The sequence below is a fragment of the Frankia sp. AgKG'84/4 genome, from assembly GCF_023242965.2.
Classification (GTDB): domain Bacteria; phylum Actinomycetota; class Actinomycetes; order Frankiales; family Frankiaceae; genus Frankia.
This window is the reverse complement of sequence record NZ_JALKFU020000098.1, coordinates 1-13,034: the sequence shown is the minus strand read 5'-3', so window position 1 is coordinate 13,034 and position 13,034 is coordinate 1. Positions and strand designations below refer to the sequence as shown.

Sequence of the window (13,034 nt, the reverse complement as noted above, 5' to 3'; positions counted from 1 at the left end):
GGCCGGGCGCGGGGGACGCCCACGCGGCCGGCCGAGGGTGCGCCCGGACGTGGTGGTGGCGATCACCGCGCGGACTGGTTCGCCGCCGCCGGTCATCGGGCCCTGACCAGGCGTCTTCCGCCGGGCGTCGAGTCCGTGCCGGGGCGCGGACTGAAGGGGGAGCAAAATATCGTGTTTGGTGCGCTAGGTAGGTTTAGGGATGGTAGGGGCGGGGTAGCGAGCAACAAGGTTGTTGCCATGTTTGTCCGCTTCACCCGATCCTGCGGGAGGCGATCATCATGTCGGAGCCCGGCCCGGGTGGCGGGAACGGTGCGTCACGGCAACACCCGGCGCGACGGCGCGCGACGCGGGCGGCCCTCGGTAGCCGCCCCGGCCGCCCCGGCCGCCCCGTGCGCGGCTGGTCGGACGGCGAGGTCCATGATGAGGTCGCACTGAAGCTACCTATTTGTACCGATACAACCCGGCTGCCGACACTATAAGTGAGGGCATGTGTGCACTACGAATTCCGGTGTGTCCTGGGGCGGTGCCCCGTGCTGACCCCACAACACCAGTACGTTCCCTGAGCGTGACGGTCACCAACAACGCGGTGATCGGTGTGGCGCTCGGCTACATCGAGGCGAACCCAGACGAGATGGATCTCCTCCGCTCCCTCGTCGTGCTTGCTCTCCACGGGCCCGCGATCACCGCCCGAAGCACGCAGCCCGCCCACGTCACCTGTCGCGCCGCCGTCGTGTCACCTGACTGGCGCGTCCTCGAGGTCATGAACGGCGCGGCGTCCACCTGGCAGCTTCCAGGCGGCCACGTCGAGGCGCACGCGTCGTCCCTGCTCGGCGCCGCGCTGGAGCACGCCACCCGGCACGCCGGTGTGGAGGCGAACATGGTCATCCCCGGTGGGATCATGCCGTTCGACGTCGACGCGACGATCGTGGAGGCTGTCCCGGTCCTGGGGGAGCCCCAGCATGTGCACTACGACGTGACCTACCTGCTGCACGTCGAGGATCGCGGTCTCGCGGTGCCCGACGAGGGACCGAACCGGATCCGCTGGGTCGACCCGGGCCAGATCGCCGGCCGGCTCGGCGTCAAGCTCCGCGCGGCGTCCCACCAGTCCCGGCTGGTCCCCTGACGTCCGGGTTCGTGCCCGACGGCGGCTCGTCGGTGGCGAAGCGCAGATAGCGGTCGGCGGATCGGCGGACGGCAGCGTTGCCGTCCGCGCGCACGACGGTCTGCCAGAACGCGCCGTACACGGCGTGGAAGTCGAACGGTTCGAGGAGCCTGACGGCGCGCCGCACGACCCTCGGCCGTTCCGGGATGTAGTTCGGGTAGCTGTACATGAAGCTCACCCACCGGCGGTCGAGCACGACCTGCAGGATGTCGCCGGAGAACAGCGCGCCGCGGCCGTCCTCGCCGCCGGCCCAGTGCAGCACGGTGCCGCCGGCGAAATGCACTCCGCCGTTGATCAACGTCAGGCCGTCACCGATGGCCAGCGTGTCCCCGCTCCACAGCTCGATCGCCGGGTCGGGTCGGCCGATCCACCGCTCGTCCGCGGCGTGGACGTAGATCGGGACCCCGCCGAACGCGCGGCTCCAGTCGACCATCGCCCCGTAGAAGTGCGGGTGACTGATCGCGATCGCGTCGATGCCGCCGAGCCCCGCGATCTGGCCGGCGAGGTCGTCGTCGAGGAACGGCACGCAGTCCCACAGGATGGTCGCCGCGCCCGTGTGGACCAGCAGCGCCCGTTGGCCGATGGAGATCTTCGGCTCGGTGCCGACGCCGGTGACCCCCGCGCCCTCCGGGGCCAGCACCCCTCGGTAGCCCTCGGCGCGCAGTCGGGCCAGCGAGGTCCACCGCTGCCCCTCCCAGCCCACGTACTGGCGCTCGTCCTCGCAGACGGGGCACGCGGCCCGCGGCGCGCCGTACTGCACCCCGCAGGTGGCGCAGATCGGTAGCTCGAGGTCCAGGTCGGGCGGCATGGATGCCACGGCGTGCCTCCGGCGGTGCGGCTGTTGCGGCGGTGAGCCAGCGGGTCAGCTGGCCAGCAGCTGGCGGAAACGGCTGTGATGGAACACCAAGGGTGACACCGTCGCATCGGAACTGAGCGCGTGCACGCGCAACAGCGCGATGAGATGGTCGCCGGCGGTGACCTCCCGGACCAGCTCGCACTCCAGTGCCGCGGCGGACTCGGCGACGAACAGCGCCCCGGCGCCGCTGGCCCGCCAGGAGATCCCGGCGAAGCGGTCCCCGTCGCGCGCGGAAAGCTGCCGACAGGCGACGTCATGTGCCTCCCCGAGGACACTGACGCCGAGGCGCGCCGGCGCGCGCAGCCGCGGCCAGGTCGTTGACGTGTTCGCCACGCACACCGACACCAGCGGCGGGTCGAGCGACACCGAGGTGAACGAGCTGACCGCCATCCCGACCGGCACGTCGTCGACGAGTGCGCAGACCGCCGCCACCCCACTGGGGAAGCAGCCGAACGTCGAGCGCAGCAGTCGCGGGTCGGTCGTCGCGTCGACGACGGTCATCTCGGTTCCGATCACGGCAGGGTCCTCCCCTGTGAAGAAGCCGGCGGTCCGGTGCGCGCCGCGGCGCGGTCAGAAGTCGAGCGGCGCGGTCAGAAGTCGAGCAGGTTGTCGCGGAAGTGGCGGTGGGCGAAGCCGTCGCGGATCAGGCCGCGCCGGCGCAGCGCGGGCGCCAGCCCATCGGTGAGCATGCTGATGCCCTGGCGGTACAGCGGCTGCTGCAGGAGGAATCCGTCCCCGCCGACCTCCGCCATCACCTCACCCATCTGCGCGGCGACCGCGTCCGGGGTGCCGACCAGCTCGACGGCGCCCGACGCCGGGCGGGAGGCGAACTCCCGCAGCGTCATCCCGGCGCTGCGGGTCTTGAGGTGCGCGGTGGTGCTGCGGCTGGCGTTGGTCGAGAGCGCCGGCATCGGGGCGTCCAGGTCGAACCGGCCGAAGTCGATGCCGCTGTAGTAGGACAACCAGCCCAGGTTGATCTCGATGTTCGCCTCGGCGGCGGCCAGGGCGCGCTGGCGCTTGTCCTCGGCTTCCCGCATCGTCTCGCCGAGGACCGGGGAGACGTTGAACATCACCTTGCAGGAGCCCGCCGGCCGGCCGTGGGCGGCGGCCCTGGCGACGACGTCGGCGCGGAACTCCTTCATCGCGTCGATGCCGGTGACGTTCGTCATCACCAGGTCGACGTTCTTCGCGGCGAAGTCCCGGCCCCGCCCGGAGCCGCCGGCCTGGGAGAACACCGGGCGGCCCTGCGGCGGGCGCAGCGAGTTCAGCGGCCCGCGGGAGCGGTAGAAACGCCCTTCGAAGTCCACCGGGCGCACCTTCGCGGTGTCGACGTAGATGCCGGCGTCCCGGTCGGCGACCAGCGCATCGGCGTCCCAGGAGTTCCACAGCGCCTCGACCAGGGCGACCCACTCGTCGCCGGCGTCGTAGCGGGCGTCGTGGTCGGCCTGGGCGTCGGCGCCGTAGTTCTGCGCGGTCCGGTCGTTGTGCGACATGACGAGGTTCGCGCCGCCCCGGCCATGGGAGATGTGGTCGAGGGTCGCCAGGGTGCGGGCCGCCAGGTACGGGGGGTGGAACGTCGTCGTCAGCGTCGGCAGGATGCCGAGGTGCTCGGTCGCCGTGAGCATGAACGGTGCCATCACGAAAAGGTCCTGCTTCGGCGCGTGGAAGCCGTTGTGCAGGGCGAAGTCCATGGAGCCGCGGAAGACGTCCGGGATGAAGTGGGCATCCTCGAGGATCACGCAGTCGAACCCGGCCCGCTCGACGGCCCGCGCCGCGTCGATGTAGAGCTGCGGGTGGAGCCACTCGGTGGCCCCCTCGCCGGACCACATGCCGTTCCACGACTGGACCCCGCAGCCCGTGAACAGCCCGAGGTGGAACATCAGAACTCCAGCAGGTTGTCGCGGAAGTGCTCGTGCGTGTACGAGTCGCGGATCAGGCCGCGGCGCTTGAGCGCCGGCGCGAGACCGTCGGAGATCTTGGCGATGGAGTGCCGGTCGACCTCGTTGGAGATCAGGAAGCCGTCCCCGCCGACCTCCTCCATCGCCTCGCCCATCTGCGCGGCGACGCTGTCGGGGGTACCGACGAGCTCCAGGCTCACGGTCGTCTCGTGGGTGCAGACCAGCTCGCGCAGCGTCTTGCCGTCCTCGCTGTCCTTGGCGTAGCGGGTCATCGAGCTCTGGTGGCCGTTGACCTGGCCGGACAGGTCGGGAAGCGGCTTGTCGAGGTCGAACTGGCTGAAGTCGAGGCCGCTGAAATAGGACATCACCGCGAGCTGGGTCTCGATCGCGGGCACCTCCCGCTGGGCGGCGCGGATGCGCTGGCGCTTGTCCCACGCCTCCTGCTCGGTCTCGCCGAGGACCGGCTGGATGAGATAAAGCACCTTGCAGTCCGAGGGCTTGCGGCCGTTGGCGATGAGCCGGGCGGACATGTCCTCCCGGTAGGCCTTCATCGCCTCGACGCCGAGCGGCACGCAGATGACCGTGTCGGCGTTGCGGGCGGCGAACTCCCGGCCGGCGGGGGAGCCGCCCGCCTGGCAGATCACCGGGCGGCCCTGCGGGCCGGGCGCGGCGTTGAGCGGGCCGCGACTGCGAAAGAACTCGCCCTCGAAATCGATGGTGTGGACCTTGGTGTGGTCGGCGAAGGTTCCGGTCTCCTCGTCGAACACGACGGCGCCGGGCTCCCAGGAGCCCCACAGCTTCCCGACGAGGTCCATCCACTCGTCGGCCATCTTGTAGCGCAGGTCGTGCTCGAAGTGCTTCTCGTAGCCGAAGTTCTGCGCGGCCCGGTGGCTGGAGGAGGTCACCAGGTTCCCGCCGACCCGGCCGCGGGTCAGATGGTCGAGGGTCGCCAGCATCCGGGCGGCCATGAACGGCGGGTAGAACGACGTGGAGATGGTCGGGATCAGGCCGATCCGCGAGGTGGCCTGGCCGAGAATGCCGATGAGCGCGGTCGGGTCGAAACGCGGGCATTCCATGTTGTACTTCAGGTAGGCCCGCATCGTGCCCTCGAAGCCGTCCGGAATCATCAGGCCGTCTTCGAAGATCATGTAATCGAAGCAGGCCCGCTCCAGCGACCTGGCCATGTCCACGTAAAGGTCGGGGCCGCTCCACTCGCGCGCTCCGGACCCGGCCCAGGTGCCCTTCCAGTTCTGCACGCTGAATCCATGGCCGACGAACCAGCCCATGTGGAACATGACTTCTCCCTGACGCGACGGGGGCGGAAATGGGGTGCCAGGTACAGGAGATACCGGCTGTGTTTCACGGGTATGGCCGGCCGGTTCGGCGTAAATTGCGCCGACCGGCCGGCCATCCGTACTGCCTGTGCTGCCTGCTCAGTCGGTCTTCGAGAGGTGCGCGAAGTCAATCGCGCCCTCGGAGCGGTAGACGTAGCCGTCGATGTTCGCGCGGAAGACGACGTTCGGCTGGTCGAAGGAGATCGGGATCTCCGGTGCGCCGTCCTGCCAGATCTTCTGCGCCGCGTTCCACTCCTTGCCGGCGGCGGCCGACAGTGGGTCGCCGGCCTGGTTGCCCTTCTCGACGGCCGCATAGTAGGCGTCGTCGGACCAGCCGGAGGTGTTCAGCGGCGAGCCCTTCGTCAGCGACAGCAGCAGCTCGTACGGCGGCGTCTGGCTGATCGCCTTGTTCAGCGTGAGCTGGATGTCGAAGGACATCTTGTCCTTCTGGTCGTTCACCGCGGTCGCGGTCTGCTTGTCGACGGTGAAGGTGAACCCGGCATCGGCGGCGGCGGACTGGAGCTGCACCGCGGCCTGCTCCAGTGCCGGGATGCTGTTCTCGACCAGAATCTTCGCGTTGACGCTCTTCACGCCGGCCTGGGCGAGCAGTGCCTTCGCCTTGGCCGGGTCGTAGGTGCCCTGCCGCAGGCCGTCGGTCACGGCGTTCGGGTAGTGCGGGTTGATGAATCCCTTCATCGCGTCACCGCGGCCCAGGAAGACGTCATCGATAATCTTCTGGTACGGGATCGCGTAGCTCAGTGCCTGCCGCACGAGCGGGTTCGTGAACGGCGCCTTGGTGGTGTTGATGAACGTGTCGAGATACTCGATGGAGTCGACGTTGAACGTCTTCAGCTTCGAGTCCTTGCTCATCGCGACCACGTCGGACGGACGTAGCTGCACGGCGATGTCGGCATCGCCGTTCTGCAGCAGGTTGGTCCGGGTGCCCGGGTTGGCGACCACCTTCTGGGTGATCGTTTTGATGGCTGGCTCGCCCTCCCAGTAGTTCGGGTTCGCCTTGAGGACCAGGCTCTGGCCGGGGGTGAACTTCGACAGCGTGTAGGCACCGAAGCCGTAGTTGCCGTCCTTCGCCGACCACTTCACCGCGTACGGGTCGGCAGTGGAGGCGTGCTGCTTGAGCAGTGTGCTGTCGAAGATGTCGCCGGAGACGTTCGCGAGCAGGGACAGCAGGGTGAGGCCGTCGCCCGGCCGGTCAATCGTGATACTGACGGTGTACTTGTCGATCTTCTTGAACTGCTTGGCGGGATCGTAGATGGCCGGCTTCGAGATGAACGGCGCGACCGAGGACGAGTTCCACTTGCGCTCGTAGGAGTAGAGGACGTCGTCGGCGGTCAGTTCGTGCCCGGCGACGCTCTTGACGCCCTCGCGCAGGTGGAAGGTGTAGGTCTTGCCGTCGGAACTGACGTCGTAGCTCTTCGCCAGTTCACCCTCGAACTTGAAGAAGCTCTCCTGCTGCGAGCCGTTCGGCCGGTCGGCGGTGACGACCGGGTTGCGCACGAGCTGCGCCTGGGTGTTGATCTGGAATTCGAACCCCTCATAGGTGAACGCCCCGGCGTCGTAGGCGAACGCCGTCGGCAGCGCCGCGACCGCCTCGGTCAGCGAGTCCGTGCCGCCCGAGGAGCTGGTGGAGGAGCTGGAACCGCCGGCGCAGGCGGCCAGCACGAGGGCGAGGCCGGCGGCGCCGGCCGCGGTGGCCGCGCGGGCGGGACGGCGGTACCCGCCGGATCTGGCGGCGCCGGATCCTGGTCGGTCACCCCGCCTGGAGGCGAGACGGACACGCATCAGAGAACTCCTGTCAGTGACGAAGCAAGCGCTCCCGGACGACCGGGAGGCAGGGGAGGGTCCGCCCGCGACGGGAGCGGGCGGTGAGCACCGGTGGAGGGGTTCCGGGCGCAGGGAACACCGGCGGGAGGTGAGGGGTGGACGGGAGGGCGACGGTGCCCGGCTAGCGGGTGCGGCGGCGCAGGAGGGCCGAGGAGGCCGCGGCGATGATCGCCACGGTAATGATCAGGGCGAGGGTCGGGAAGGTCGCCGGCCACCAGTTGCCGACGGCGGCGTCGGTCGCGCCGCGGGAGATCATCGCGCCCCACTCGGGCTTCGGCGTGGGCAGGCCGGCGCCGAGGAAACCGAGCGAGGCGGTCAGGATGATGCTCACCGCGAAGAGCACGGACAGGTTCTCCATCGCCGGCCGGCAGGAGTTCGGCAGCACGTGGCGCAGGGTCAGGCGCAGCTCGGACAGGCCGGCCATCCGCGCGGCGTCTACGTAGGCGTCCGAGCGCACCCGCAGCACCTCCGTGCGCACCAGCCGGGCCTGCAGCGGGGCGAGCACCACGCCGAGGGTCAGTACGAGAGTGGTCTGGGAGGCGCCGTAGAAGGCGACGGTGATCAGGCCGAGCAGCATGCCCGGCACCGCCTGGACGAAGTCCGCGATCCGCCCGAGGAGGCGGGCGGCGAGACCGCGCGGCCCGCGGGCCGACTCGTTCATGCCGGTCAGCAGGCCGAGCAGCGCCCCGCCCGCGGTGGCGAGCAGCACCGCCACGGTCGCGATCCAGACGTTCGTGCGGAACGCCGCCAGCGTCTGGGAGAACACGTCGAGGCCGGAGGTGTCGGTGCCGAACAGGTGCTCGCCGCTCGGCGGGGCGGACGTCGGGCCGGAGACCCGCTCGGGGTTGTGCGGCGTCAGCCAGGGGCCGATGACCGCCAGGGCCACCAGTGCGGCCAGCGGCACCAGTGGCAGCGCCAGGCGCGGCCACCGGGTCCAGCCCCGGCGCTCCGGGCGGGCCACGGCGGAGGGGGCGGCCAGCGGCGCGCCGACCAACGGGTCCGCCGCCGCGGTCGTGGGCGAGGCCGGTGTCGTCGGGGCCGGTGTCGTCGGGGCCGGTGTCGTCGAGGTCGGTGTCGTCGAGGTCATCGTCAGTCCGTCCTGGCTCCGGGCCGCCGGCGCGGGTCGAGGCTCATGTTCGCGAGGTCCACGAGTAGGAACACCAGCAGCGAGACCGCCGCGACGATGACCAGGAAGCCCTGCATCGCGGGGATGTCACCACTGCTCACCGAGTCGCTGAGGTAGCTGCCGATGCCGGCGAACCCGAAGATCGCCTCGACGATCACCGCGCCGCCCAGTGCGTAGCCGAACAGGGTTCCGCAGGTGGTGACGGCCGGCGGCAGGGCCCGGCGGACCAGGCTGAGCCGGACCATCGCCGGCGACGCGCCCGAAGCGATCCGAAAGCGGGTCGGCGCCGCGTCGACGGCCTCCTCCAGCCCGCCGATCAGCATCTTCACCAGCACACCCGCCTGGGAGATCACCAGCGTGGCGACGGGAAGCGCCAGATGTCCGGCCATCGACCAGGACGCGTCGAACCGGCCGGTGAGAATCGTGTCGAGGAACGGCAGGCCGGTCACCTTCGGCACGTCGTCGACGTCCGAGGACAGCCGTCCCAGCGGCGCCGGTGCCCAGTGCAGCGTCGCGTAGAAGACGAACACCGCGGCGACGCCGACGGCGAAGTCGGGCAGCCCGCCGGCGATCCGCGCATAGCCGCGGACCAGGTACGACACCGGGTTGCGGGGCCGCGTGACCGCCAGGTACGACAGCCCGAGCGCGAGCACCGCCGAGAGGAACACGCCCATCAGCGTCAGCTCGATCGTCGCCGGTAGGCGGTCGCCGAACTCGCTGGCCACCGACCGACCGGTGATGTAGGAGTGGCCGAGGTCGAAGGTGAGCGTGTGGCCGAGGTAGCGCATCAGCTGGGTCGGCAGGCTGCCGTCCAGGCCGAGTTGCTTCTCGATCGCCGCGCGGTTCGCCGCGTCGGCCTGCCCGCCGGTCAGCACCGCGACCGGGTCGCCGGGGATGTTGTGCACCAGCAGGAACGAGACGGCCGCGAACACGATGAGCTGGAACGGCAGCGCGATGATCCGGGCCAGCCACCACCGCTGCCGGCGAAGCGTCTGTCTCATCGGGGCAGTCCTTTCATGCCGGCGCCGGCTGGGACCGCGGCAGGGGCAGCGCGACGGGCGCGTCGACACCGGCACCGGTGTCGGACCGCGGGCCGTGGAAGGCGGCGAGCAGGTCACGGGTGTACGGATGGGTCGGGCTGTGCAGCACCGTGCTCGTCGGCCCGTGCTCGACGACCTGGCCGCCGCGCATCACCAGCAGGCGGTCGCTGACGAACGCGGTCGCCGGCAGGCCGTGCGAGACGAACACCAGCGCGGCGTCCCGGTCGACGCAATACCGCTTGAGCAGGTTCAGGATCGAGCCCTGCACCGAGACGTCGAGCGCGGAGACCACCTCGTCGCAGACGAGCAGGTTCGGTTCGACGACCAGCGCGCGGGCGATCGCGAGGCGCTGGCGCTGCCCACCGGAGACCTCACCGGGGTGGCGGTCGGTCAGCTCGGGGGAGACGCCGAGCATCACCGCCGTCGCGTCGACCCGCTCGTCGGCGGCCCTGCGGTCCAGGCCGGCCAGGCGCTGCGCCGGGACGCGGATCGAGTCGCGCAGGGTGCGCAGCGGGTCGAATGACGACGTGGTGTCCTGCGCGACGAACTGCACCTCGCGGCGCAGCTCCAGCCGGGAGGCGCGCAGCCGCAGCAGGCTGCGCAGCGAAACCCCGTTGAAGCTGATCGACCCGGCGCTCGGCGCGTCCAGACCGACCATCATCCGGGCCAGCGTCGACTTGCCCGAGCCGGACTCCCCGACGATCCCGATGCGCGCGCCGGGCGTCACCTCCAGGGTGACGCCGTCAACGGCGAGGTGGCGCCGGTGCGTGGGCCCGAACGACTTCGACACCGCGTCCAGGGCCAGTTGGCCGAACCGGTCCATCAGGCGCTCTCCTTCGCGGCGGGCTCGGGGGTGCCGGTGACCTCGGTGGGTTCGTCTACGCCGGTGATCTCGGCATTGACGGAGGCGAGAGTCGGCAGTTCGTCCAGTTCGGCGCTGGCGAGTGTCGGCACGCAGCGCAGCAGGGCGACGGTGTAGGGATGCGTCGCGGTGTCCACCAGGCGGGCGGACGTGCGCTGCTCGACGATGCGCCCGCCGTACATCACGAAGGTGCGGTCGGTGTACTCCTGCGCGAGCAGGATGTCGTGGCTGATCACCAGCACGCTCGTCGAGCTCTGCCCGGTCAGCGTCAGCATGGTCTCCATCGCCTCGCGCGCCAGCGACGCGTCGAGCGCGCTCGTCGGTTCGTCGGCGATGAGCAGCTTCGGGCCGCCGCACAGCGCGATCGCGATCATCGCCCGCTGCCGCATGCCGCCGGAGAGCTCGTACGGCCGGGCGCGCAGCACCCGCTCGGTGTCGCGCAGCCCCACCCGGTCCAGCCAGTAGCGGGCGCGTTCGCGCACGTCGGCGCGGCTCGGCCGGCCACCGCCGTCGGCCCTGCCCGCGGCCCGGATGACCGCGCGCAGCTGGCTGCCGATCGGCCACACCGGGTCGAGTGTGGTCATCGCGTCCTGGAAGATCATGGACAGGCCGGGGGTGCGCCGCGGGAGGCGCGACCGGGTGTCCCGGTCCAGCGCGGCGCCGGCGAAGTCCAGCCGGGAGCACTCGACGTGCACATTGTCCTGGGTCAGGAAGCCGGCCAGGGCGAGGCCCAGGGTGGACTTCCCGGAGCCGGACTCGCCGACCAGCGCGACCCGCTCGCCGTGGCCGAGAGCGAAGCTGACCGCGTCGACCGCGGTCACCTCACCGCTGCGGGTGCCATACCGGACCGTGAGGTCCTCGACGGCGAGGATGGGTGCGTCCCCCTCCACCGGGTCGCTGACCGCGGTGGTCCGAGGCCCCGCCTCGTCGATCACATTCCGAGCCGTCACGTGCCACCGCCCCTGGTCGTCCGCGTGACGGGCGGGCGCTGCCGCCGGTCACCGTCAGGACAACAGTCAGGGGTACGTGTTTCTCGTCAGGGCGAGGTGGGTAACCCGCGCATTGCGCCGATGATCGTGACGCCACAGTACCTGCGGCACAGGGGGAAACGTTCGGTTACGCCGCTGCGGCCGAGGCCGCGCCGCCTACCGCACATCGAGTGGCTCCGCCCCGCCAGGCCCACGGGCCACAGCGCACGGAGCAGTGCGCCGCGGCGCACTGAGCGCACCAGGCAGCGGGCAGTTCGCTCGGCGGGTCGCGGTGACCGGTGTCCTCGGGCCCCCGCCTGTCAGGCACCGTGGGTCGTGACTTTGGTCGGCGTCCCGGTCACTTCCGCCTGTCACCTAGCCCTGTCATCATTTGGGCTAGCGGGTCCGGCATGATCAGATTTGTTCGCTGCCGTTCGTCGGGGCTTCCGAAAAAATGCTCCAGCGCCGATGTGTTGTGTTCAAGGCAGGAGGTGACCCGTGCCTGTACGGCCAACCCCAGGTCCGCCAGGCGCTTGGGGCCTTCAGGGTCCTTCCAGCTCAGGTACTGGGCGTCCTCCCAGTGCGGGACGTATGGGGTGGAGACCATGAATTCACCGACTGTCAGCGGGCGTTTGTCTCCGTCATGCTGCAAGGAAAGCTGAAGACGGTAGAGGTGGGTCGCGGTATCCGCGGGCTTGGCGAGCTGGAGCGCGAACCGGTCCGCTTCGTCGGGAGCCAGCTGCTGACTCACCGGCGTGCTCACAATCTGCCTTTCAACTGGATTCTTGGGCAGCCTGACCCCGTAGTCCGCGCTGATGGGCAGCTCTCCGTTCTGGTAGCACACTGGTACGGAGACGTGGGCGACGACCGTCAGCACCGCTCGGGTAACCACGACACGCCGTGAGCTTGTGTTGTGCAGCGTGACGACGACCTGGGACGGACGGTCCGACGAGTCGGTCTGCTCCACCACAAGATCGTCTACCTGGAGTTGCGCGGCTGGTGGGGATCGGTTCACCGCAAAGTAGGCGATGACACTCGCCAGCGGTACAAGCACAATCGACATCACACGGACCCGAAGCCGCCGCCGGTGAGGCCTGCGCGAGTTCGGCCTGAACCGCCAGGCGCTCGACTGCCCGGGTGCGCCGAGTCGTTGGGCCGCCAGCGTCATGATGAGTGAACGGCCGTCAGGCAGTATGCCGTTGGCGAGCAGGCTGTTGGTCTCAGTCCAGAACGCGATCGGGGAATCCACCGACCAGGACGGCTCCCGTCCCATCGGAAAGCCGGCCGACCGCAATGCCTCGCGGGCGCTGGTCACATCCGGAAAGACACGTGCGAGCTCGGCGACCTCGTCGTCGGAGAGCCGCTCGTTCATCTCTGGTGAATCCCGCGTGGGCACGGTGTCGGGTAAACGGGTAGACGATCCGTGCGGGCATCGACGCCCACCATGTGAGTCCCCCGTGTTCAATCGGTGTGATGGCTACCAGTATCCACGGTCCGGCGGCGCCGGTAACGATGCCAGTATTCAGGCGTCGGCGCTGCCGTACGGTGTCAGACTGTGTCGAGCGGCCACCATCCGAACCGGGTGGTTTCGCGGTCAGGCCTTGTTCTGGCTGCGGTCGCTGGCGGTCCCGGTGGGAAAGGCCGCCGCCCGCCGCGGGGCAGGGTGCAGGCACAGCGCGAAGGCGGCCAGCAGGCAGGCGCTCATGCCGATGCCCAGGGGCAGGGCGCTGCCGGAGCCGAAGGCGCCGACGACCGGGCCGATCACGCCGCCGAGGGCGAACTGGACGAGACCGAGCAGGCCCGAGGCGGTGCCCGAGCTGTCCGCGCGGGCGCGCATCGCCTCCGCGGAGGCGACCGGCATGCACGCGCCGATCGCCCCGCCCCCGGTGTTTGCTGTCTCTTATAAAAAAAATACGCTGGCGACGAACACATATCACTGTATATAT

The 13,034-nt window shown here is 70.0% G+C and carries 12 protein-coding genes; 1 reads left to right on the top strand and 11 read right to left on the bottom strand.

Features of this window, described 5'->3' with window-relative positions; all coding sequences use genetic code 11:
• Positions 1 to 565: 565 nt before the first annotated feature.
• The gene (locus MXD58_RS09175) at positions 566 to 1,123 is read left to right on the top strand and encodes an NUDIX hydrolase (RefSeq protein ID WP_248836560.1); all 558 of its coding nucleotides are present in this window, start codon (positions 566 to 568) and stop codon (positions 1,121 to 1,123) included.
• On the opposite strand, the gene MXD58_RS09170 is transcribed toward MXD58_RS09175, so the two are convergent.
• From MXD58_RS09170 to MXD58_RS09120, 11 genes are all read right to left on the bottom strand, one after another.
• A complete protein-coding gene (locus MXD58_RS09170) occupies positions 1,080 to 1,970 on the bottom strand; it encodes an MBL fold metallo-hydrolase (RefSeq protein WP_248836668.1) in 891 nt (296 codons plus the stop codon). The genes MXD58_RS09175 and MXD58_RS09170 overlap by 44 nt on opposite strands.
• A gap of 54 nt (positions 1,971 to 2,024) precedes the next feature.
• Complete coding sequence (locus MXD58_RS09165) at positions 2,025 to 2,534, bottom strand: flavin reductase family protein (protein ID WP_248836561.1); 510 nt, start codon at positions 2,532 to 2,534, stop codon at positions 2,025 to 2,027.
• A 74-nt stretch (positions 2,535 to 2,608) separates the two neighbouring features.
• Entirely contained in the window at positions 2,609 to 3,898 is a 1,290-nt protein-coding gene (locus MXD58_RS09160) for an NtaA/DmoA family FMN-dependent monooxygenase (protein ID WP_248836562.1), read from the bottom strand.
• Positions 3,898 to 5,211, bottom strand: coding sequence for an NtaA/DmoA family FMN-dependent monooxygenase (locus MXD58_RS09155; protein WP_248836563.1), 1,314 nt, complete (start codon positions 5,209 to 5,211; stop codon positions 3,898 to 3,900). Before MXD58_RS09155 ends, MXD58_RS09160 begins: the two co-directional genes overlap by 1 nt.
• Before the next feature lie 138 nt (positions 5,212 to 5,349).
• On the bottom strand, positions 5,350 to 7,050 hold the full coding sequence (locus MXD58_RS09150) for an ABC transporter substrate-binding protein (protein WP_248836564.1): 1,701 nt from the start codon (positions 7,048 to 7,050) through the stop codon (positions 5,350 to 5,352).
• Positions 7,051 to 7,213: 163 nt separating this feature from the next.
• Positions 7,214 to 8,179 (bottom strand): ABC transporter permease, encoded by a 966-nt coding sequence (locus MXD58_RS09145; protein ID WP_248836565.1) that lies wholly within the window; start codon positions 8,177 to 8,179, stop codon positions 7,214 to 7,216.
• A 2-nt stretch (positions 8,180 to 8,181) separates the two neighbouring features.
• Complete coding sequence (locus MXD58_RS09140) at positions 8,182 to 9,219, bottom strand: ABC transporter permease (protein ID WP_248836566.1); 1,038 nt, start codon at positions 9,217 to 9,219, stop codon at positions 8,182 to 8,184.
• 13 nt (positions 9,220 to 9,232) lie between these two features.
• A complete protein-coding gene (locus MXD58_RS09135) occupies positions 9,233 to 10,081 on the bottom strand; it encodes an ABC transporter ATP-binding protein (RefSeq protein WP_248836567.1) in 849 nt (282 codons plus the stop codon).
• Positions 10,081 to 11,070, bottom strand: a complete 990-nt coding sequence (locus MXD58_RS09130) for an ABC transporter ATP-binding protein (protein WP_248836568.1) — start codon at positions 11,068 to 11,070, stop codon at positions 10,081 to 10,083. Before MXD58_RS09130 ends, MXD58_RS09135 begins: the two co-directional genes overlap by 1 nt.
• Before the next feature lie 376 nt (positions 11,071 to 11,446).
• Entirely contained in the window at positions 11,447 to 12,460 is a 1,014-nt protein-coding gene (locus MXD58_RS09125; protein ID WP_248836569.1) for an effector-associated domain EAD1-containing protein, read from the bottom strand.
• Positions 12,461 to 12,682: 222 nt separating this feature from the next.
• On the bottom strand, positions 12,683 to 12,949 hold the full coding sequence (locus MXD58_RS09120; RefSeq protein ID WP_250609196.1) for a hypothetical protein: 267 nt from the start codon (positions 12,947 to 12,949) through the stop codon (positions 12,683 to 12,685).
• Positions 12,950 to 13,034 lie beyond the last annotated feature (85 nt).